19 protein-coding genes, 8 tRNA genes and 2 rRNA genes are annotated in these 22,535 nt (G+C 34.4%); all 29 read left to right on the forward strand.

All coding sequences use genetic code 11. The features are described 5' to 3' along the window. Nucleotides 1-24: 24 nt before the first annotated feature. On the forward strand, nucleotides 25-990 hold the full coding sequence (locus IDG45_RS11550; RefSeq protein WP_000933774.1) for a ribose-phosphate diphosphokinase: 966 nt from the start codon (nucleotides 25-27) through the stop codon (nucleotides 988-990). A gap of 149 nt (nucleotides 991-1,139) precedes the next feature. Next, on the forward strand, nucleotides 1,140-1,793 hold the full coding sequence (locus tag IDG45_RS11555) for a 50S ribosomal protein L25/general stress protein Ctc (protein ID WP_000157650.1): 654 nt from the start codon (nucleotides 1,140-1,142) through the stop codon (nucleotides 1,791-1,793). Nucleotides 1,794-2,103: 310 nt separating this feature from the next. Further along, nucleotides 2,104-2,676, forward strand: a complete 573-nt coding sequence (pth, locus tag IDG45_RS11560; RefSeq protein WP_000649791.1) for an aminoacyl-tRNA hydrolase — start codon at nucleotides 2,104-2,106, stop codon at nucleotides 2,674-2,676. Beyond that, the gene (mfd, locus tag IDG45_RS11565) at nucleotides 2,676-6,182 is read left to right on the forward strand and encodes a transcription-repair coupling factor (RefSeq protein ID WP_000154242.1); all 3,507 of its coding nucleotides are present in this window, start codon (nucleotides 2,676-2,678) and stop codon (nucleotides 6,180-6,182) included. Before pth ends, mfd begins: the two co-directional genes overlap by 1 nt. Continuing rightward, entirely contained in the window at nucleotides 6,172-7,698 is a 1,527-nt protein-coding gene (locus IDG45_RS11570; protein ID WP_000680757.1) for a polysaccharide biosynthesis protein, read from the forward strand. The genes mfd and IDG45_RS11570 overlap by 11 nt, the downstream gene beginning before the upstream one ends. Beyond that, nucleotides 7,698-8,891: a MazG nucleotide pyrophosphohydrolase domain-containing protein gene (locus tag IDG45_RS11575; RefSeq protein ID WP_000951460.1), complete on the forward strand. Its 1,194-nt coding sequence runs from the start codon at nucleotides 7,698-7,700 to the stop codon at nucleotides 8,889-8,891. Before IDG45_RS11570 ends, IDG45_RS11575 begins: the two co-directional genes overlap by 1 nt. Next, nucleotides 8,888-9,151 carry an RNA-binding S4 domain-containing protein gene (locus tag IDG45_RS11580; RefSeq protein WP_001234988.1) on the forward strand — a complete coding sequence of 88 codons (264 nt, stop codon included), beginning with the start codon at nucleotides 8,888-8,890 and terminating at the stop codon, nucleotides 9,149-9,151. The genes IDG45_RS11575 and IDG45_RS11580 overlap by 4 nt, the downstream gene beginning before the upstream one ends. Before the next feature lie 17 nt (nucleotides 9,152-9,168). Beyond that, complete coding sequence (gene divIC, locus IDG45_RS11585; protein WP_000792417.1) at nucleotides 9,169-9,561, forward strand: cell division protein DivIC; 393 nt, start codon at nucleotides 9,169-9,171, stop codon at nucleotides 9,559-9,561. A gap of 104 nt (nucleotides 9,562-9,665) precedes the next feature. Further along, nucleotides 9,666-10,067 (forward strand): S1 domain-containing RNA-binding protein, encoded by a 402-nt coding sequence (locus IDG45_RS11590; RefSeq protein WP_000021445.1) that lies wholly within the window; start codon nucleotides 9,666-9,668, stop codon nucleotides 10,065-10,067. A gap of 179 nt (nucleotides 10,068-10,246) precedes the next feature. Further along, a complete protein-coding gene (tilS, locus tag IDG45_RS11595; RefSeq protein ID WP_001176701.1) occupies nucleotides 10,247-11,542 on the forward strand; it encodes a tRNA lysidine(34) synthetase TilS in 1,296 nt (431 codons plus the stop codon). A gap of 4 nt (nucleotides 11,543-11,546) precedes the next feature. Continuing rightward, a complete protein-coding gene (hpt, locus tag IDG45_RS11600; RefSeq protein ID WP_000551283.1) occupies nucleotides 11,547-12,086 on the forward strand; it encodes a hypoxanthine phosphoribosyltransferase in 540 nt (179 codons plus the stop codon). 257 nt (nucleotides 12,087-12,343) lie between these two features. Beyond that, the gene (ftsH, locus tag IDG45_RS11605) at nucleotides 12,344-14,437 is read left to right on the forward strand and encodes an ATP-dependent zinc metalloprotease FtsH (RefSeq protein WP_001167888.1); all 2,094 of its coding nucleotides are present in this window, start codon (nucleotides 12,344-12,346) and stop codon (nucleotides 14,435-14,437) included. A gap of 587 nt (nucleotides 14,438-15,024) precedes the next feature. Then, nucleotides 15,025-15,906 carry an Hsp33 family molecular chaperone HslO gene (gene hslO, locus IDG45_RS11610; RefSeq protein WP_000148607.1) on the forward strand — a complete coding sequence of 294 codons (882 nt, stop codon included), beginning with the start codon at nucleotides 15,025-15,027 and terminating at the stop codon, nucleotides 15,904-15,906. A 178-nt stretch (nucleotides 15,907-16,084) separates the two neighbouring features. Continuing rightward, nucleotides 16,085-17,017, forward strand: coding sequence for a cysteine synthase A (gene cysK / locus IDG45_RS11615; protein ID WP_000057597.1), 933 nt, complete (start codon nucleotides 16,085-16,087; stop codon nucleotides 17,015-17,017). A 215-nt stretch (nucleotides 17,018-17,232) separates the two neighbouring features. Then, a complete protein-coding gene (gene folP / locus IDG45_RS11620) occupies nucleotides 17,233-18,036 on the forward strand; it encodes a dihydropteroate synthase (RefSeq protein ID WP_000167928.1) in 804 nt (267 codons plus the stop codon). Continuing rightward, entirely contained in the window at nucleotides 18,014-18,379 is a 366-nt protein-coding gene (gene folB, locus IDG45_RS11625; protein ID WP_001154302.1) for a dihydroneopterin aldolase, read from the forward strand. The genes folP and folB overlap by 23 nt, the downstream gene beginning before the upstream one ends. After that, nucleotides 18,376-18,852 (forward strand): 2-amino-4-hydroxy-6-hydroxymethyldihydropteridine diphosphokinase, encoded by a 477-nt coding sequence (gene folK / locus IDG45_RS11630; RefSeq protein ID WP_000613714.1) that lies wholly within the window; start codon nucleotides 18,376-18,378, stop codon nucleotides 18,850-18,852. Before folB ends, folK begins: the two co-directional genes overlap by 4 nt. Before the next feature lie 393 nt (nucleotides 18,853-19,245). Then, entirely contained in the window at nucleotides 19,246-19,338 is a 93-nt protein-coding gene (locus IDG45_RS11635; protein ID WP_001790128.1) for a hypothetical protein, read from the forward strand. A 52-nt stretch (nucleotides 19,339-19,390) separates the two neighbouring features. Further along, nucleotides 19,391-20,878 (forward strand): lysine--tRNA ligase, encoded by a 1,488-nt coding sequence (gene lysS, locus IDG45_RS11640; RefSeq protein WP_001288202.1) that lies wholly within the window; start codon nucleotides 19,391-19,393, stop codon nucleotides 20,876-20,878. A 557-nt stretch (nucleotides 20,879-21,435) separates the two neighbouring features. Further along, a 5S ribosomal RNA gene (gene rrf / locus IDG45_RS11645) occupies nucleotides 21,436-21,550 on the forward strand. A 12-nt stretch (nucleotides 21,551-21,562) separates the two neighbouring features. Further along, nucleotides 21,563-21,638 (forward strand) — tRNA-Val (locus IDG45_RS11650). A 16-nt stretch (nucleotides 21,639-21,654) separates the two neighbouring features. After that, a tRNA-Thr gene (locus IDG45_RS11655) sits at nucleotides 21,655-21,730 on the forward strand. Nucleotides 21,731-21,736: 6 nt separating this feature from the next. After that, nucleotides 21,737-21,809, forward strand: a tRNA-Lys gene (locus IDG45_RS11660). Between the two features lie 33 nt (nucleotides 21,810-21,842). Then, nucleotides 21,843-21,917: transfer RNA gene (locus tag IDG45_RS11665), tRNA-Gly, on the forward strand. 7 nt (nucleotides 21,918-21,924) lie between these two features. Next, a tRNA-Leu gene (locus IDG45_RS11670) sits at nucleotides 21,925-22,013 on the forward strand. A gap of 5 nt (nucleotides 22,014-22,018) precedes the next feature. After that, nucleotides 22,019-22,095 (forward strand) — tRNA-Arg (locus tag IDG45_RS11675). 20 nt (nucleotides 22,096-22,115) lie between these two features. Next, nucleotides 22,116-22,189 (forward strand) — tRNA-Pro (locus IDG45_RS11680). Between the two features lie 23 nt (nucleotides 22,190-22,212). Then, nucleotides 22,213-22,288: transfer RNA gene (locus tag IDG45_RS11685), tRNA-Ala, on the forward strand. Between the two features lie 121 nt (nucleotides 22,289-22,409). Continuing rightward, nucleotides 22,410-22,535, forward strand: a 16S ribosomal RNA gene (locus tag IDG45_RS11690); the annotation flags it as partial.

Genomic DNA, 22,535 nt, shown 5'->3' on the forward strand with positions numbered 1-22,535 from the left:
AAGTAAATAATTGGAGGACTATAAATGTTAAATAATGAATATAAGAATTCGTCATTAAAGATTTTTTCATTGAAAGGAAACGAAGCATTAGCGCAAGAAGTTGCTGACCAAGTAGGAATTGAACTAGGTAAATGTTCAGTTAAACGTTTTAGTGATGGAGAAATTCAAATTAATATCGAAGAGAGTATTCGTGGTTGTGACGTATTTATTATTCAACCAACATCATATCCTGTGAATCTACATTTAATGGAATTATTAATTATGATTGATGCTTGTAAACGTGCTTCTGCAGCAACAATCAATATTGTAGTGCCATATTATGGATATGCAAGACAAGATAGAAAAGCCCGTAGCCGTGAGCCAATCACTGCTAAATTAGTTGCAAACTTAATCGAAACAGCTGGCGCAACTCGTATGATTGCGTTAGACTTACATGCACCACAAATTCAAGGATTCTTTGATATTCCAATTGACCACTTAATGGGTGTGCCAATTCTTGCTAAACATTTCAAAGATGATCCGAATATTAACCCAGAAGAATGTGTCGTTGTTTCACCAGACCATGGCGGTGTTACACGTGCACGTAAATTAGCTGACATTTTAAAAACTCCAATTGCAATTATAGATAAACGTCGTCCTAGACCAAATGTTGCTGAAGTGATGAACATTGTTGGTGAGATTGAAGGACGTACGGCAATTATTATTGACGATATTATTGATACAGCAGGTACAATCACTTTAGCTGCACAAGCATTAAAAGATAAAGGTGCTAAAGAAGTATATGCTTGTTGTACACACCCTGTTTTATCAGGACCGGCTAAAGAACGTATCGAAAATTCTGCTATAAAAGAATTAATCGTAACAAACTCAATTCATTTAGATGAAGATCGCAAACCATCTAACACTAAAGAATTATCTGTTGCTGGTTTAATCGCACAAGCTATCATTCGTGTATACGAAAGAGAATCAGTTAGCGTATTATTTGACTAATATTTAAAAGGCGTTTGACGAACATATTCCAAACGTGTATAATAGTTTCGTTCGTGATTATACGAATAAATAAACACTTGCAAGCAACGATTATGTTGATGGGTAAGTGAGGTGCTCGTTTTGAGCAAAAATGAAAGGTGGAAATGAGAATGGCTTCATTAAAGTCAATCATCCGTCAAGGTAAACAAACACGTTCAGATCTTAAACAATTAAGAAAATCTGGTAAAGTACCAGCAGTAGTATACGGTTACGGTACTAAAAACGTGTCAGTTAAAGTTGATGAAGTAGAATTCATCAAAGTTATCCGTGAAGTAGGTCGTAACGGTGTTATCGAATTAGGCGTTGGTTCTAAAACTATCAAAGTTATGGTTGCAGACTACCAATTCGATCCACTTAAAAACCAAATTACTCACATTGACTTCTTAGCAATCAATATGAGTGAAGAACGTACTGTTGAAGTACCAGTTCAATTAGTTGGTGAAGCAGTAGGCGCTAAAGAAGGCGGCGTAGTTGAACAACCATTATTCAACTTAGAAGTAACTGCTACTCCAGACAATATTCCAGAAGCAATCGAAGTAGACATTACTGAATTAAACATTAACGACAGCTTAACTGTTGCTGATGTTAAAGTAACTGGCGACTTCAAAATCGAAAACGATTCAGCTGAATCAGTAGTAACAGTAGTTGCTCCAACTGAAGAACCAACTGAAGAAGAAATCGAAGCTATGGAAGGCGAACAACAAACTGAAGAACCAGAAGTTGTTGGCGAAAGCAAAGAAGACGAAGAAAAAACTGAAGAGTAATTTTAATCTGTTACATTAAAGTTTTTATACTTTGTTTAACAAGCACTGTGCTTATTTTAATATAAGCATGGTGCTTTTTGTGTTATTATAAAGCTTAATTAAACTTTATTGCTTTGTACTAAAGTTAAATTAATTTTAGTGAGTAAAAGACATTAAACTCAACAATGATACATCATAAAAATTTTAATGTACTTGATTTTAAAATACATACTTACTAAGCTAAAGAATAATGATAATTGATGGCAATGGCGGAAAATAGATGTTGTCATTATAATAATAAATGAAACAATTATGTTGGAGGTAAACACGCATGAAATGTATTGTAGGTCTAGGTAATATAGGTAAACGTTTTGAACTTACAAGACATAATATCGGCTTTGAAGTCGTTGATTATATTTTAGAGAAAAATAATTTTTCATTAGATAAACAAAAGTTTAAAGGTGCATATACTATTGAACGAATGAACGGAGATAAAGTGTTATTTATCGAACCAATGACAATGATGAATTTGTCAGGTGAAGCAGTTGCACCGATTATGGATTATTACAATGTTAATCCAGAAGATTTAATTGTCTTATATGATGATTTAGATTTAGAACAAGGACAAGTTCGCTTAAGACAAAAAGGAAGTGCGGGCGGTCACAATGGTATGAAATCAATTATTAAAATGCTTGGTACAGACCAATTTAAACGTATTCGTATTGGTGTGGGAAGACCAACGAATGGTATGACGGTACCTGATTATGTTTTACAACGCTTTTCAAATGATGAAATGGTAACGATGGAAAAAGTTATCGAACACGCAGCACGCGCAATTGAAAAGTTTGTTGAAACATCACGATTTGACCATGTTATGAATGAATTTAATGGTGAAGTGAAATAATGACAATATTGACAACGCTTATAAAAGAAGATAATCATTTTCAAGACCTTAATCAGGTATTTGGACAAGCAAACACACTAGTAACTGGTCTTTCCCCGTCAGCTAAAGTGACTATGATTGCTGAAAAATATGCACAAAGTAATCAACAGTTATTATTAATTACCAATAATTTATACCAAGCAGATAAATTAGAAACAGATTTACTTCAATTTGTAGATGCTGAAGAATTGTATAAGTATCCTGTGCAAGATATTATGACCGAAGAGTTTTCAACACAAAGCCCTCAACTGATGAGTGAACGTATTAGAACTTTAACTGCGTTAGCTCAAGGTAAGAAAGGGTTATTTATCGTTCCTTTAAATGGTTTGAAAAAGTGGTTAACTCCTGTTGAAATGTGGCAAAATCACCAAATGACATTGCGTGTTGGTGAGGATATCGATGTGGACCAATTTCTTAACAAATTAGTTAATATGGGGTACAAGCGGGAATCCGTGGTATCGCATATTGGTGAATTCTCATTGCGAGGAGGTATTATCGATATCTTTCCGCTAATTGGGGAACCAATCAGAATTGAGCTATTTGATACCGAAATTGATTCTATTCGGGATTTTGATGTTGAAACGCAGCGTTCCAAAGATAATATTGAAGAAGTCGATATAACAACTGCAAGTGATTATATCATTACTGAAGAAGTGATCAGCCATCTTAAAGAAGAGTTAAAAACTGCATATGAAAATACAAGACCCAAAATAGATAAATCAGTGCGCAATGATCTGAAAGAAACGTATGAAAGCTTTAAATTATTCGAAAGTACATACTTTGATCATCAAATACTACGTCGTTTAGTAGCGTTTATGTATGAAACACCTTCGACAATTATTGATTATTTCCAAAAAGATGCAATCATTGCGGTCGATGAATTTAATCGTATTAAAGAAACTGAAGAAAGTTTAACAGTAGAGTCTGATACGTTTATTAGCAATATTATTGAAAGTGGTAATGGATTTATAGGACAAAGTTTTATAAAATATGATGATTTTGAAACATTGATTGAAGGCTATCCTGTCACTTATTTTTCATTATTCGCTACAACAATGCCGATAAAACTAAATCATATTATTAAATTTTCATGTAAACCTGTCCAACAATTTTATGGGCAATATGATATTATGCGTTCTGAATTTCAACGATATGTTAATCAAAACTATCATATCGTGGTTTTGGTCGAAACGGAAACTAAAGTTGAACGTATGCAAGCGATGTTAAGTGAAATGCATATTCCATCAATAACAAAATTGCATCGCTCAATGTCATCGGGGCAAGCAGTGATTATTGAAGGCAGTTTATCTGAAGGATTTGAACTGCCTGATATGGGATTAGTTGTCATTACTGAGCGTGAGCTTTTTAAATCAAAACAGAAAAAGCAACGAAAACGTACGAAAGCTATCTCAAATGCTGAAAAAATTAAGTCTTACCAAGATTTAAATGTGGGAGATTATATTGTTCATGTGCATCATGGTGTTGGTAGATATTTAGGTGTTGAGACGCTCGAAGTAGGGCAAACACATCGTGATTATATTAAATTGCAATATAAAGGTACGGATCAACTATTTGTTCCAGTAGATCAAATGGATCAAGTTCAAAAATATGTAGCTTCGGAAGATAAGACGCCAAAATTAAATAAACTCGGTGGCAGTGAATGGAAAAAAACAAAAGCTAAAGTTCAACAAAGTGTTGAAGATATTGCTGAAGAGTTGATTGATTTATATAAAGAAAGAGAAATGGCAGAAGGTTATCAATATGGGGAAGACACAGCTGAGCAAACAACATTTGAATTAGATTTTCCATATGAACTTACGCCTGACCAAGCGAAATCTATCGATGAAATTAAAGATGACATGCAAAAATCGCGTCCAATGGATCGCTTGCTATGTGGTGATGTTGGTTATGGTAAAACCGAAGTTGCAGTGAGAGCAGCATTCAAAGCTGTAATGGAAGGAAAGCAGGTTGCATTTTTAGTTCCTACAACTATTTTAGCTCAGCAACATTATGAGACGTTAATTGAGCGTATGCAGGATTTTCCTGTTGAAATTCAATTAATGAGTCGTTTTAGAACGCCTAAAGAGATAAAACAAACTAAGGAAGGACTTAAAACTGGGTTTGTTGACATAGTTGTTGGTACACACAAATTACTTAGTAAAGATATACAGTATAAAGATTTAGGGCTGTTGATTGTAGATGAAGAACAACGATTTGGTGTACGCCATAAAGAGCGTATTAAAACATTAAAACATAATGTAGATGTACTAACATTGACTGCAACCCCAATACCTAGAACATTGCATATGAGTATGCTAGGTGTGCGCGATTTGTCAGTGATTGAAACGCCGCCAGAAAATCGTTTCCCAGTTCAAACATATGTATTAGAACAGAACATGAGTTTTATCAAAGAAGCTTTAGAAAGAGAACTATCCCGTGATGGCCAAGTATTTTATCTTTATAATAAAGTGCAATCCATTTATGAAAAACGAGAACAACTCCAGATGTTAATGCCAGATGCTAACATTGCAGTTGCTCATGGACAAATGACAGAGCGCGATTTAGAAGAAACGATGTTAAGTTTTATCAATAATGAATATGATATTTTAGTAACGACGACGATTATTGAAACAGGTGTCGATGTCCCAAATGCAAATACTTTGATCATTGAAGATGCAGATCGCTTTGGATTGAGTCAGTTGTATCAATTAAGAGGTCGTGTTGGTCGTTCAAGTCGTATTGGTTATGCATACTTCTTACATCCAGCAAATAAGGTGCTAACTGAGACTGCAGAAGATCGATTACAAGCGATTAAAGAATTTACGGAGTTAGGCTCAGGATTTAAGATTGCGATGCGTGATTTGAACATTCGTGGTGCTGGTAATTTGTTAGGTAAACAACAGCACGGCTTTATTGATACAGTTGGATTTGATTTGTACAGTCAAATGTTAGAAGAAGCTGTAAATGAAAAACGTGGTATTAAGGAACCAGAATCTGAGGTGCCAGAAGTCGAAGTTGATTTAAACTTGGATGCATATTTGCCAACAGAATATATTGCAAATGAACAAGCTAAAATTGAAATTTATAAAAAGCTACGAAAAACTGAAACATTTGATCAAATTATCGACATTAAAGATGAATTAATTGATCGTTTCAATGATTATCCTGTTGAAGTAGCACGTTTGCTTGATATAGTGGAAATAAAAGTACACGCATTACATTCAGGTATCACGTTGATTAAAGATAAAGGGAAAATAATTGATATTCATTTATCTGTAAAAGCCACTGAAAATATTGATGGCGAAGTGCTGTTCAAAGCAACACAACCTTTAGGTAGAACAATGAAGGTTGGTGTTCAAAATAATGCAATGACAATTACTTTAACGAAACAAAATCAATGGCTTGATAGTTTGAAGTTCTTAGTTAAGTGCATTGAAGAAAGTATGAGAATCAGTGATGAAGCATAAAGAAGCATTTAATGGCGTTGTCGTGTTAACTGCTGCATTAATTGTCATTAAAATTCTGAGTGCTGTATATCGAATTCCATATCAAAATATATTAGGCGATACAGGTTTGTATGCATATCAACAAGTGTATCCAATTGTAGCATTAGGAATGATATTATCGATGAATGCCATTCCTAGTGCAATTACACAAAATATAAGGAAGTATCATAGTGACGAGGCATATGCAAAAGCAGTCGCTTATATACAATTAGTTGGTATATTATTATTTATTGCTATTTTTGTGTTTGCGAACAATATTGCATATATGATGGGTGATAGCCATTTAACACCTATGATTCAAGCTGCAAGTTTAAGCTTTATATTTATAGGTATGCTTGGCGTGTTAAGAGGTTATTATCAATCTGCAAATAATATGACAGTTCCGGCTATTTCCCAGGTTATAGAACAAGTTATACGAGTAGGTATTATCATTGTTACTATTGTTATTTTTGTAGATAGAGGTTGGACGATATATGAAGCGGGAACAATTGCTATTTTAGCATCAACGATAGGTTTTTTAGGTTCTTCAATTTATTTAGTAGCGCACCGACCTTTTAAGTTTAAAATGGTAAATAACACTGCAAAGATCGTTTGGAAACAGTTCGCACTTTCGGTTTTGATTTTCGCTATCAGTCAATTAATCGTAATTTTATGGCAAGTGATTGATAGTGTTACTATTATTAAGTCACTTCAAGCGATACGCGTGCCATTCGATGTTGCCATAACTGAAAAAGGAGTCTATGACCGTGGTGCATCATTTATTCAGATGGGATTGATTGTAACTACAACATTTAGTTTTGCGCTCATTCCTCTGTTAAGTGACGCAATCAAAATGAATAATCAGGTACTTATGAATCGTTATGCAAATGCGTCATTAAAGATTACGATTTTAATAAGTACAGCAGCGGGAATAGGATTAATTAATTTATTGCCTTTAATGAACGGTGTATTTTTTAAGACGAATGATTTAACCTTAACGTTAAGCGTTTATATGATTACGGTCATTTGTGTATCGTTAATTATGATGGATATGGCATTATTACAAGCTCAACATGCTGTGAGACCTATTTTTGTTGGTATGATGGCGGGATTGGTTATTAAATTTATACTTAATATCATTTTGATTCGTTTAAGTGGCATTATTGGTGCGAGCATTAGTACTGTTGTATCATTAATTATATTCGGTACGATTATCCATATTGCTGTCACGAGAAAATACCACTTACATGCGATGAGACGATTTTTTATCAATGTTGTTTTAGGTATGGTATTTATGTCGATTGTTGTTCAATGCGTGTTAAACATAGTGACAACACACGGTAGAATCACTGGACTCATTGAATTATTATGTGCAGCAGTATTAGGTATCATTGCATTGTTTTTCTATATTTTTAGATTTAATGTTTTGACATATAAAGAGTTAACTTATTTACCATTTGGTTCAAAGTTGTATCAAATTAAGAAAGGAAGACGTTGATGGCACATACCATTACGATTGTTGGCTTAGGAAACTATGGCATTGATGATTTGCCGCTAGGGATATATAAATTTTTAAAGACACAAAATAAAGTTTATGCAAGAACGTTAGATCATCCAGTTATAGAATCATTGCAAGATGAATTAACATTTCAGAGTTTTGACCATGTTTATGAAACACATGACCAATTTGAAGATGTCTATAATGATATTGTGGCGCAATTGGTTGAAGCTGCTAATGAAAAAGATATTGTCTATGCGGTTCCGGGTCATCCTAGAGTTGCTGAGACAACTACAGTGAAATTACTGGCTTTAGCAAAAGACAATACTGATATAGATGTGAAAGTTTTAGGTGGTAAAAGCTTTATTGATGATGTTTTTGAAGCAGTTAATGTAGATCCAAATGATGGCTTCACACTGTTAGATGCGACATCACTACAAGAAGTAACACTTAATGTTAGAACGCATACATTGATTACGCAAGTTTATAGTGCAATGGTTGCTGCTAATTTGAAAATCACTTTAATGGAACGATATCCTGATGATTACCCTGTTCAAATTGTCACTGGTGCACGAAGCGATGGTGCGGATAACGTTGTGACATGCCCATTATATGAATTGGATCATGATGAAAATGCATTCAATAATTTGACGAGTGTATTCGTACCAAAAATCACAACACCGACATATTTGTATCATGACTTTGATTTTGCAACGGAAGTGATTGATACTTTAGTTGATGAAGATAAAGGTTGTCCATGGGATAAAGTGCAAACGCATGAAACGCTTAAACGTTATTTACTTGAAGAAACATTTGAATTGTTCGAAGCTATTGACAATGAAGATGATTGGCATATGATTGAAGAACTAGGAGATATTTTATTACAAGTGTTATTGCATACTAGTATTGGTAAAAAAGAAGGGTATATCGACATTAAAGAAGTGATTACAAGTCTTAATGCTAAAATGATTCGTAGACACCCACACATATTTGGTGATGCCAATGCTGAAACTATCGATGACTTAAAAGAAATTTGGTCTAAGGCGAAAGATGCTGAAGGTAAACAGCCAAGAGTTAAATTTGAAAAAGTATTTGCAGAGCATTTTTTAAATTTATATGAGAAGACGAAGGATAAGTCATTTGATGAGGCCGCGTTAAAGCAGTGGTTAGAAAAAGGGGAGAGTAATACATGAGATTAGATAAATATTTAAAAGTATCACGGTTAATAAAGCGACGTACGCTAGCAAAAGAGGTAAGTGATCAAGGTAGAATTACAATAAATGGTAATGTTGCTAAAGCTGGATCGGATGTTAAAGTTGAAGATGTGCTGACGATTCGCTTTGGTCAAAAATTAGTAACAGTTAAAGTAACTGCATTAAATGAACATGCATCTAAAGATAACGCGAAGGGCATGTATGAAATCATTGAAGAGCGTCGACTTGAAGAAGCGTAAATTGGAGGTGACAAGCAATGAAAAATAAAGTAGAACATATAGAAAATCAGTACACGTCGCAAGAGAACAAGAAAAAACAACGTCAAAAAATGAAAATGCGTGTTGTTCGTAGGCGTATTACAGTATTTGCGGGCGTATTACTTGCGATAATTGTTGTTTTATCAATCTTGCTTGTTGTCCAAAAACATCGCAATGATATTGATGCACAGGAGCGAAAAGCGAAAGAAGCACAGTTTCAAAAGCAACAAAATGAAGAAATTGCGTTAAAAGAAAAGTTGAATAATCTGAATGACAAAGATTATATTGAAAAAATTGCGCGTGATGATTATTACTTAAGCAACAAAGGTGAAGTGATTTTTAGGTTGCCAGAAGACAAAGATTCGTCTAGCTCAAAATCTTCGAAAAAATAAATCCAAATTGAATCAAAATTATCCGAGTATAGACATTGTGAAAAAATCCAAACAAGGATATAATAAGGGAAAATCGAATCAAATCGGGAGGATTTATTTAACATATGTCAATCGAAGTTGGAAATAAGCTTAAAGGTAAAGTCACTGGTATTAAAAAGTTTGGTGCATTCGTAGAATTGCCTGAAGGAAAAAGTGGTTTAGTTCACATTAGTGAAGTCGCAGATAATTATGTTGAAAACGTAGAAGAGCACCTTTCTGTTGGTGATGAAGTAGACGTAAAAGTATTATCTATTGCTGATGATGGAAAAATTAGTCTTTCAATTAAGAAAGCTAAAGACCGTCCACGTAGACAACATACGAGTAAACCAAGTCATCAAAAACCAGTGCAAAAAGCCGAAGATTTTGAAAAGAAATTAAGCAATTTCTTAAAAGATAGTGAAGATAAATTAACTTCAATCAAACGTCAAACAGAATCTAGACGCGGTGGCAAAGGTTCTAGACGTTAATTAAAATAAATAAAGACTGTTTCGATAAGGAATATATTTAGAATGATGCGTATCGAATAATCGATTGCAGCGTTAGACAATCTAAGACTGTTTCTTAAATAAGGAGCAGTCTCTTTTATTTGTAATGATATAACTAAGACTTATACCATTTTTGAAAATTGTAAAAGTGAGGTGATGTTATGCAGTTAAATAGTAATGGTTGGCATGTTGATGACCATATTGTTGTCGCTGTTTCTACAGGTATTGATAGTATGTGTTTATTGTATCAACTACTAAAAGATTATAAAGATAGTTATAGAAAACTAACATGTTTACATGTCAATCATGGCGTTAGGTCAGCTTCAATCGAGGAAGCCAGATTTTTAGAAGCATACTGCGAACGTCATCACATCGATTTACATATCAAAAAGTTGGATTTGTCGCATAGTCTCAATCGAAATAACAGCATTCAGAATGAAGCTCGAATTAAACGTTACGAATGGTTTGATGAAATGATGAATGTATTAGAAGCGGATGTATTGCTAACGGCGCATCATTTGGACGATCAATTAGAAACTATTATGTATCGCATTTTTAATGGGAAATCAACGCGTAATAAACTAGGATTTGATGAGTTGTCGAAGCGAAAAGGTTATCAGATTTATCGACCACTTTTAGCTGTCTCTAAAAAAGAAATAAAACAATTCCAAGAGAGATATCATATACCATATTTTGAAGATGAATCTAATAAAGATAACAAATATGTTAGAAATGATATTCGTAATAGAATTATTCCAGCTATTGATGAAAATAATCAACTTAAAGTATCGCATTTATTAAAATTAAAACAATGGCATGATGAACAATATGATATTTTGCAATATTCAGCTAAACAATTTATTCAAGAATTTGTGAAGTTTGATGAACAGTCAAAATATTTAGAGGTTTCTAGACAATCTTTTAATGACTTGCCAAACTCATTAAAGATGGTTGTGTTGGATTGCCTATTATCAAAGTATTATGAGTTGTTTAATATTAGTGCTAAAACATACGAAGAGTGGTTTAAACAATTTAGTAGTAAGAAAGCACAATTCAGTATTAATCTCACGGATAAATGGATAATTCAAATCGCATATGGTAAATTAATAATAATGGCTAAAAATAATGGCGATACATATTTTAGAGTTCAAACTATTGAAAAGCCAGGTAATTATATTTTTAACAAATATCGATTAGAGATACATTCTAATTTACCAAAATGTTTATTTCCGCTTTCAGTGAGAACACGACAAAGTGGCGATACATTTAAACTGAATGGGCGCGATGGTTATAAGAAAGTGAATCGTCTGTTTATAGATTGTAAAGTGCAACAGTGGGTTCGGGATCAAATGCCAATCGTATTGGATAAACAACAGCGCATTATTGCGGTAGGAGATTTATATCAACAACAAACAATAAAACAATGGATTATAATTAGTAAAAATGGAGATGAATAGCGTTATGCATAATGATTTGAAAGAAGTATTGTTAACTGAAGAAGATATTCAAAATATCTGTAAGGAATTGGGAGCACAATTAACAAAGGATTATCAAGGTAAACCATTAGTATGCGTGGGTATCTTAAAAGGCTCAGCAATGTTTATGTCAGATTTAATTAAACGAATTGATACCCATTTATCAATTGATTTCATGGATGTTTCTAGTTATCACGGAGGCACTGAGTCAACTGGTGAAGTTCAAATCATTAAAGATTTAGGTTCTTCTATTGAAAATAAAGACGTATTAATTATTGAAGATATCTTAGAGACTGGTACTACACTTAAGTCAATTACTGAATTATTACAATCTAGAAAAGTTAATTCATTAGAAATAGTTACTTTATTAGATAAGCCAAACCGTCGTAAAGCGGACATTGAAGCTAAGTATGTAGGTAAAAAAATACCAGATGAATTTGTTGTTGGTTACGGTTTAGATTATCGTGAATTATACCGAAACTTACCATATATCGGTACGTTAAAACCTGAAGTGTATTCAAATTAATTTTTTAATCGATTTCAGTTATTATTACTATGCGTTTGAGAAATAATAGTGTAGACTCAAAAATATGAAAAATGTATTTCATATATATTTAATTTTAGACAAGACATATGTCTTAAAAAGTTGAAAAATATAGAGATTGATAAAACTAACACAGGGTGTGAATGACATTGATGTTAAGCTCAATTACTAGCTTATAAAACATGTCATATGTTACAATTTTTGTTAGTTTTATTATGGGAAGTAGGAGGAAATGACGCATGCAGAAAGCTTTTCGCAATGTGCTAGTTATCGTAATAATAGGCGTTATTATTTTTGGTCTATTTTCATATTTAAACGGTAATGGAAATATGCCGAAACAGCTTACATATAATCAATTTACTGAGAAGTTGGAAAAAGGTGACCTTAAAACTTTAGAAATCCAACCACAACAAAATGTCTATATGGTAAGTGGTAAAACGAAAAATGATGAAGACTATTCATCAACTATTTTATATAACAACGAAAAAGAATTACAAAAAATTACTGATGCTGCTAAAAAGCAAAACGGTGTAAAATTAACGATTAAAGAAGAAGAAAAACAAAGTGTCTTTGTGAGTATACTTTCAACATTAATTCCAGTTGTAGTCATAGCGTTATTATTTATTTTCTTCCTAAGCCAAGCACAAGGTGGCGGTAGTGGCGGTCGTATGATGAACTTTGGTAAATCTAAAGCAAAAATGTACGATAATAATAAACGTCGTGTTCGTTTCTCTGATGTAGCAGGGGCAGATGAAGAAAAACAAGAATTAATTGAAATTGTTGATTTCTTGAAAGATAATAAAAAATTCAAAGAAATGGGATCTAGGATTCCTAAAGGTGTCTTACTTGTTGGACCTCCAGGTACTGGTAAAACATTACTTGCTAGAGCGGTTGCAGGTGAAGCAGGCGCACCATTCTTCTCTATTAGTGGTTCAGACTTTGTAGAGATGTTTGTTGGTGTTGGTGCGAGCCGTGTTCGTGACTTATTCGATAATGCTAAGAAAAACGCGCCTTGTATCATCTTTATAGATGAGATTGATGCTGTTGGTCGTCAACGTGGTGCAGGTGTTGGTGGCGGTCATGATGAACGTGAACAAACCCTAAACCAATTATTAGTTGAAATGGATGGATTCGGTGAAAATGAAGGTATCATTATGATAGCTGCTACAAACCGTCCTGATATCCTTGACCCAGCCTTATTACGTCCAGGTCGTTTTGATAGACAAATTCAAGTTGGTCGTCCAGATGTGAAAGGCCGTGAAGCAATTCTTCATGTTCATGCTAAAAATAAACCACTTGATGAAACGGTTGATTTAAAAGCAATTTCACAACGTACACCTGGTTTCTCAGGTGCTGATTTAGAGAACTTATTAAATGAAGCATCTTTAATTGCTGTACGTGAAGGTAAAAAGAAAATTGACATGAGAGATATCGAAGAGGCAACGGATAGAGTTATAGCCGGACCTGCTAAGAAATCTCGAGTTATTTCTAAGAAAGAACGTAATATTGTTGCACATCACGAAGCTGGTCATACAATTATCGGTATGGTACTTGATGAGGCAGAAGTAGTGCATAAAGTTACTATCGTTCCACGTGGACAAGCTGGTGGTTATGCAATGATGTTACCTAAACAAGATCGTTTCTTAATGACTGAACAAGAGTTATTAGATAAAATCTGTGGTTTACTTGGTGGACGTGTATCAGAAGATATTAACTTTAACGAAGTATCAACAGGTGCTTCAAATGACTTCGAACGTGCAACACAAATCGCACGCTCAATGGTTACGCAATATGGTATGAGTAAAAAATTAGGACCATTACAGTTCGGTCATAGCAATGGTCAAGTATTCTTAGGTAAAGATATGCAAGGTGAGCCTAATTATTCAAGCCAAATCGCATATGAAATTGATAAAGAAGTTCAACGAATCGTTAAAGAACAATACGAACGTTGTAAACAAATTTTATTAGAGCACAAAGAACAATTAATTTTAATTGCTGAAACATTATTAACAGAAGAAACATTAGTTGCTGAACAAATTCAATCATTATTCTACGAAGGTAAATTACCTGAAATTGATTATGATGCAGCTAAAGTTGTTAAAGATGAAGATTCTGAATTTAATGATGGTAAATTCGGTAAATCTTATGAAGAGATTCGTAAAGAGCAATTAGAAGATGGACAACGTGACGAAAGTGAAGATCGTAAAGAAGAAAAAGATATTGCTGAGGATAAAAAAGAAGCTGATAAATCTGATGAAAAAGATGAACCAGCACATCGACAAGCCCCAAATATCGAAAAACCTTACGATCCAAATCACCCAGACAATAAATAATCGATTATATTCAGTACCTCTTTCTATGATAAAGTTATAGAAAGAGGTACTTTTATGATTTAAGGAATACGAGCCTGAGACATAAATCAATGTTCAATGCTCTACAAAGTTATATTGGCAGTAGTTGACTGAACGAAAATGCGCTTGTAACAAGCTTTTTACAATTCTAGTCGGGGTCCCAAACAAAGAGAAATTGGATTCCCAATTTCTACAGGCAATGCGAGTTGGGGTGTGGGCCCCAACACAGAAGCTGACGAAAAGTCAGCTTACGATAAAGTGCAAGTTGGGGTGTGGGCCCCAACATAGAAGCTGTCGGAAAGTCAGCATACAATAATGTGCAAGTTGGCGGGGCCCCAACACAGAGAATTTCGAAATGAAATTCTACAGACAATGCAAGTTGGGGTGGGACGACGAAATAAATTCTTTGAAAATATCATTTCTCTCCCACTCCCATTATGGCACGAATAATTAATAATCAAACAAGTTGCTTCATTATTTAGAATGATGGGTGTAGAATAAGTACAATTGTTGCATTTTATGAAGTAAAGTAATTTTTAAAATATAGAGTAATAGAGGAGATTGAAATAATGACACACGATTATATTGTTAAAGCATTAGCATTTGATGGGGAGATTAGGGCTTATGCTGCTTTGACAACTGAAACTGTTCAAGAAGCACAAACGAGACATTATACATGGCCGACAGCATCTGCTGCAATGGGAAGAACAATGACAGCAACAGCTATGATGGGCGCAATGTTGAAAGGTGATCAAAAATTAACTGTCACTGTAGATGGCCAAGGACCTATTGGACGAATTATTGCCGATGCAAATGCTAAAGGCGAGGTGCGTGCTTATGTAGACCATCCACAAACTCATTTTCCATTAAATGAGCAAGGTAAACTTGATGTAAGACGAGCAGTAGGGACAAATGGATCTATTATGGTTGTTAAAGACGTTGGAATGAAAGACTATTTCTCTGGAGCAAGTCCAATTGTTTCAGGAGAACTTGGTGAAGATTTTACTTATTATTATGCTACAAGTGAACAAACACCTTCATCGGTAGGTCTTGGTGTATTGGTAAATCCTGATAATACGATTAAAGCAGCAGGAGGATTTATCATTCAAGTTATGCCAGGTGCCAAAGATGAAACAATTTCAAAATTAGAAAAAGCAATTAGTGAAATGACGCCAGTTTCTAAATTAATTGAACAAGGATTAACGCCAGAAGGATTACTAAACGAAATCTTAGGTAAAGACCATGTGCAAATTTTAGAGAAAATGCCTGTTCAATTTGAATGTAATTGTAGTCATGAGAAATTTTTAAATGCTATTAAAGGATTGGGCGAGGCTGAGATTCAAAATATGATTAAAGAAGATCATGGTGCTGAAGCAGTATGTCATTTCTGTGGAAATAAATATAAATATACTGAAGAAGAATTAAACGTGTTGCTAGAAAGTTTAGTGTAATTTAATTTAAATCAATACGCTAAAATGTTTATTTTTAGCGGTTTAGTGAAATGTAGAACTAAATAGTTGTATAATCCTTAGTGATTTTGTTTGCTTTCTAGAATTTATTTGATAAAATAATTCTATATCCGATAAATAAACTAAGATTTCAACAACTAACTAAAAAGGAGTGTTCTTAATGGCACAAAAACCAGTAGATAATATTACTCAAATTATTGGCGGTACACCGGTAGTCAAATTGAGAAATGTAGTAGATGACAATGCAGCAGATGTTTATGTAAAATTGGAATATCAAAATCCAGGTGGTTCTGTAAAGGATAGAATTGCTTTAGCAATGATTGAAAAAGCAGAGCGAGAAGGTAAAATTAAACCTGGCGATACAATTGTAGAACCAACAAGTGGTAATACAGGTATCGGTTTAGCATTTGTATGTGCTGCTAAAGGATATAAAGCAGTATTTACTATGCCTGAAACAATGAGCCAAGAGCGTCGTAATTTATTAAAAGCATACGGTGCGGAATTAGTTTTAACGCCTGGATCAGAAGCGATGAAAGGTGCAATTAAAAAAGCTAAAGAATTAAAAGAAGAACATGGTTACTTCGAGCCACAACAATTTGAAAACCCTGCGAACCCTGAAGTTCATGAGTTAACTACAGGTCCTGAGTTATTACAACAATTTGAAGGGAAAACTATCGATGCGTTCCTAGCTGGTGTTGGTACTGGTGGTACGTTATCTGGTGTAGGTAAAGTTCTGAAAAAAGAATATCCTAACATCGAAGTTGTTGCTATAGAGCCTGAGGCTTCTCCAGTATTGAGCGGTGGTGAGCCAGGTCCACATAAATTACAAGGTTTAGGTGCTGGATTTATTCCAGGTACCTTGAATACAGAAATCTATGACAGTATTATTAAAGTAGGAAATGATACAGCGATGGAAATGTCTCGTCGAGTTGCTAAAGAGGAAGGTATTTTAGCAGGTATTTCATCAGGTGCTGCGATTTATGCTGCCATTCAAAAAGCAAAAGAATTAGGAAAAGGTAAAACAGTAGTAACAGTATTGCCGAGTAATGGTGAGCGCTACTTATCAACACCTTTATATTCATTCGATGACTAATTAATGTCATTTAAAAGAGTGAGTTATCTTTTTGAGATAACTTGCTCTTTTTTTCTACCATGTATAATTTTAAAAATATGAGCGTTAAATTAAACATTTTTCTGATAAAAACATCCAGTGAATGATAAGATAATAAACGTACATACTAATAACTAGTAAATCGCAGAAGTAAATTTTATTAGAGTTAAACAATACATAATTAAAGGGTGGTTAACATGACTAAAACAAAAATTATGGGCATATTAAACGTCACACCTGATTCATTCTCAGATGGTGGAAAATTTAATAATGTTGAATCAGCAGTAACTAGAGTGAAAGCGATGATGGATGAAGGTGCTGACATTATAGATGTTGGAGGTGCTTCAACGAGACCCGGCCATGAAATGATTTCATTAGAAGAAGAGCTGAACAGAGTATTACCTGTTGTTGAAGCTATTGTCGGTTTTGATGTAAAAATTTCGGTTGATACTTTTCGTAGTGAAGTTGCTGAAGCTTGTTTAAAGCTAGGTGTTGATATTATTAATGATCAATGGGCAGGCCTTTATGATCATCGCATGTTTCAAGTTGTAGCCAAATACGATGCGGAAATTGTTTTAATGCATAATGGCAATGGTAATCGTGATGAACCGGTTGTCGAAGAAATGTTAACATCTTTGTTAGCACAAGCACATCAAGCTAAAATAGCTGGTATATCTTCAAATAAAATTTGGCTAGATCCAGGTATAGGTTTCGCTAAAACTAGAAATGAAGAAGCCGAAGTTATGGCAAGACTGGATGAACTTGTTGCAACAGAATATCCAGTTTTATTAGCGACTAGCCGGAAACGTTTCACTAAAGAGATGATGGGTTATGATACAACACCGGTTGAAAGAGATGAAGTAACTGCAGCTACGACTGCATATGGTATTATGAAAGGCGTTAGAGCGGTACGCGTTCATAATGTCGAGTTGAATGCTAAATTAGCTAAAGGTATAGATTTTTTAAAGGAGAATGAAAATGCAAGACACAATCTTTCTTAAAGGTATGCGCTTTTATGGATATCATGGTGCTTTATCAGCTGAAAATGAAATAGGGCAAATTTTCAAAGTGGATGTAACTTTGAAAGTAGACTTAGCTGAAGCTGGTCGTACTGATAATGTTATTGATACAGTTCATTATGGTGAAGTGTTCGAAGAGGTTAAATCAATTATGGAAGGTAAGGCCGTTAATTTACTTGAGCATCTAGCTGAACGTATTGCAAATCGTATAAATTCACAATATAATCGTGTAATGGAAACGAAAGTGAGAATTACTAAAGAAAACCCACCGATTCCGGGTCATTATGATGGAGTAGGTATCGAAATAGTGAGGGAGAATAAATGATTCAAGCATACTTAGGGTTAGGTAGTAATATTGGCGATAGAGAAAGCCAGTTAAACGATGCTATAAAGATTTTGAATGAATATGATGGTATTAATGTATTTAATATTTCTCCGATTTATGAAACAGCACCAGTTGGGTATACTGAGCAACCTAACTTTTTAAATTTGTGTGTTGAAATTCAAACAACACTCACAGTATTACAACTGTTGGAATGTTGTTTGAAGACAGAAGAATGTTTACACCGTGTTAGAAAGGAACGATGGGGTCCTAGAACTTTAGATGTGGATATTTTGTTGTATGGAGAAGAAATGATAGATTTACCAAAACTGTCGGTGCCACATCCGAGAATGAATGAACGTGCATTTGTTTTAATCCCATTAAATGATATAGCAGCAAATGTCATAGAACCACGTTCGAAATTGAAAGTGAAAGATTTAGTTTTTGTCGATGACAGTGTAAAGAGATATAAATAATGTATTGTTGAGAACATTCACATTTATTGGGAATAGATGATTGATTATTGGAGATGTTTCCGCATTTTGATTGTCTCTAAATGTATTTAATTTCGAATTAGTATATGATGATTCAGTATGTGTTAGAATTAAGTTATTTCATAAAATCAAAGTAAGCAATATTTGATAAATTGCTGTAATTTATTTGGGCTTTTGTTGAAGTTTGTGGAAGATAATTTTTATACATTTACTTAGGGTTGTATTAATGATAATCGTATTTTAAATGAATAAGTAATTCATAAACGAAAACAGAAATTGCTTTATTACATTTACAACCTCTTGTAAAATTAAAAAAGTGATAAAATTGATGTTATGAATATAAGAAAACATGCCACATCATAACTTTAAGGTGTAATGGTTAATGATAAAGTATTAGAAACATCGAAAGAGATGTATGTTGAGCAAAAATGTCTGATATTTTATAAAACTTTAAAGGAAAATGTTTGAGTGTACCAGTTGGAATACTAAAGGATTACAACAAGTTAAAGGAGAGAAAGTTATGTCAGAAGAAATGAATGACCAAATGTTGGTTCGACGTCAAAAATTACAAGAATTATATGATCTTGGTATAGACCCGTTTGGTTCTAAATTTGACCGTTCAGGTTTATCTAGTGATTTGAAAGAAGAGTGGGACCAGTATTCTAAAGAAGAATTGGTAGAAAAAGAAGCGGATAGTCATGTCGCTATAGCTGGACGATTAATGACTAAGCGTGGTAAAGGTAAAGCAGGATTTGCACACGTTCAGGACTTAGCTGGACAAATTCAAATTTACGTTCGTAAAGATCAAGTTGGCGATGACGAATTTGATTTATGGAAAAATGCTGATTTAGGCGATATCGTTGGTGTTGAAGGTGTAATGTTCAAAACAAATACTGGCGAATTATCGGTTAAAGCGAAGAAATTCACGCTACTAACTAAATCATTGCGACCATTACCGGATAAATTCCACGGTTTACAGGATATTGAACAGAGATATCGTCAAAGATATTTAGATTTAATTACGAACGAAGATAGCACTCGTACATTTATTAATCGTAGTAAAATCATTCAAGAAATGCGTAATTATTTAAATAATAAAGGTTTCTTGGAAGTAGAAACACCTATGATGCACCAAATTGCTGGTGGAGCAGCTGCTAGACCATTTGTAACACATCATAATGCATTAGATGCAACGTTATACATGCGTATTGCTATTGAGTTGCATTTGAAACGTTTAATTGTCGGTGGACTTGAAAAAGTATATGAAATTGGTAGAGTATTCCGTAATGAAGGTGTATCAACTAGACATAACCCTGAATTCACAATGATTGAATTATATGAAGCATATGCAGATTATCATGACATTATGGATTTGACAGAATCTATGGTGAGACATATTGCCAATGAAGTATTAGGTTCTGCAAAAGTACAATACAATGGGGAAACGATTGATTTAGAATCTGCTTGGACTCGTTTGCATATTGTTGATGCTGTAAAAGAAGCTACTGGTGTAGATTTTTATGAAGTTAAAAGTGATGAAGAAGCTAAAGCTTTAGCTAAAGAACATGGTATTGAAATTAAAGATACAATGAAATATGGTCATATTTTAAATGAATTCTTTGAGCAAAAAGTTGAAGAAACACTTATTCAGCCAACGTTTATCTATGGTCATCCGACTGAAATTTCACCTTTAGCGAAGAAAAATCCTGAAGATCCTAGATTTACTGATCGTTTCGAATTGTTCATTGTAGGTAGAGAGCATGCAAATGCATTTACTGAATTAAATGATCCTATTGATCAAAAAGGTCGTTTTGAAGCGCAACTTGTTGAAAAAGCACAAGGTAATGATGAAGCGCATGAAATGGATGAAGATTACATTGAAGCGTTAGAATATGGTATGCCTCCGACAGGGGGTCTTGGTATCGGTATTGACAGATTAGTTATGTTATTAACTGACTCTCCATCAATCAGAGACGTATTATTATTCCCTTATATGAGACAAAAATAAATGACGTTGATTGTTAGTAAGAGCTCTCGTGTATACAAAATGTGTATGCGAGGGTTTTCTTAATTATGGTAATTAGTTCGTGTTTGAATGTTTTTGATAGTAATAGTTAACGATAATGGTGCTATTTTTGACTGTTAAACAAGGTAGTTAGCTCATAGATGAAAATGACGATACGTATATAGAGTAGTTCTGATGAGAAATGTTAATGATAGACATTGAGATATCTTATAACAAAAATTGCTATATTAGTATAATTTATCTTAATCAGCTATAAAAGTACCTTAAAATTGTATAGAATGTGTATGGTTTTGTACATATGTGTATGATAGAATACTAAAAGTGTTATGAATTAGAGAGCACGAGAAATGTCAGTTTTGAAGAATAAAAAAGTTGATTAAAAGTGTTGACTTTATCAATTGAATGAAGTAATATATAAAAGTCGTCAAAAACAGACGAAACACACTAAAAGCTGATGTGACAAAGTTCGCAACAAAGTGTAAAATTAACTATTGCGCCTTATTAGTTAAGCGTGTATCATAAATAAGTAAGTTATTTTGTCTGGTGACTATAGCAAGGAGGTCACACCTGTTCCCATGCCGAACACAGAAGTTAAGCTCCTTAGCGTCGATGGTAGTCGAACTTACGTTCCGCTAGAGTAGAACGTTGCCAGGCAAATGACAAATCGGAGAATTAGCTCAGCTGGGAGAGCATCTGCCTTACAAGCAGAGGGTCGGCGGTTCGAACCCGTCATTCTCCACCATTTATTCTTACATATAGCCGGCCTAGCTCAATTGGTAGAGCAACTGACTTGTAATCAGTAGGTTGGGGGTTCAAGTCCTCTGGCCGGCACCATCTTTTGAGCCATTAGCTCAGCTGGTAGAGCATCTGACTTTTAATCAGAGGGTCAGAGGTTCGAATCCTCTATGGCTCATTACGATTTAATTTTTATATTTAGCAAAATAATGCAGAAGTAGTTCAGCGGTAGAATACAACCTTGCCAAGGTTGGGGTCGCGGGTTCGAATCCCGTCTTCTGCTCCATTATTTTGCCGGGGTGGCGGAACTGGCAGACGCACAGGACTTAAAATCCTGCGGTGAGAGATCACCGTACCGGTTCGATTCCGGTCCTCGGCACCATTTTAGCGCCCGTAGCTCAATTGGATAGAGCGTTTGACTACGGATCAAGAGGTTATGGGTTCGACTCCTATCGGGCGCGCCATTTTTAAATTAATTGAATAACGGGAAGTAGCTCAGCTTGGTAGAGCACTTGGTTTGGGACCAAGGGGTCGCAGGTTCGAATCCTGTCTTCCCGATTACTTCTTAAATTCCATTTTATGGGGGCTTAGCTCAGCTGGGAGAGCGCCTGCTTTGCACGCAGGAGGTCAGCGGTTCGATCCCGCTAGTCTCCACCATTTATTTTTACACGATGAACATTGAAAACTGAATGACAATATGTCAACGTTAATTCCAAAAAAACGTAACTATAAGTTACAAACATTATTTAGTATTTATGAGCTAATCAAACATCATAATTTTATGGAGAGTTTGATCCTGGCTCAGGATGAACGCTGGCGGCGTGCCTAATACATGCAAGTCGAGCGAACGGACGAGAAGCTTGCTTCTCTGATGTTAGCGGCGGACGGGTGAGTAACACGTGGA

Origin of the sequence: Staphylococcus sp. EG-SA-10, from assembly GCF_017151945.1 — a bacterium.
GTDB classification, from domain to species: Bacteria; Bacillota; Bacilli; order Staphylococcales; family Staphylococcaceae; genus Staphylococcus; species Staphylococcus aureus.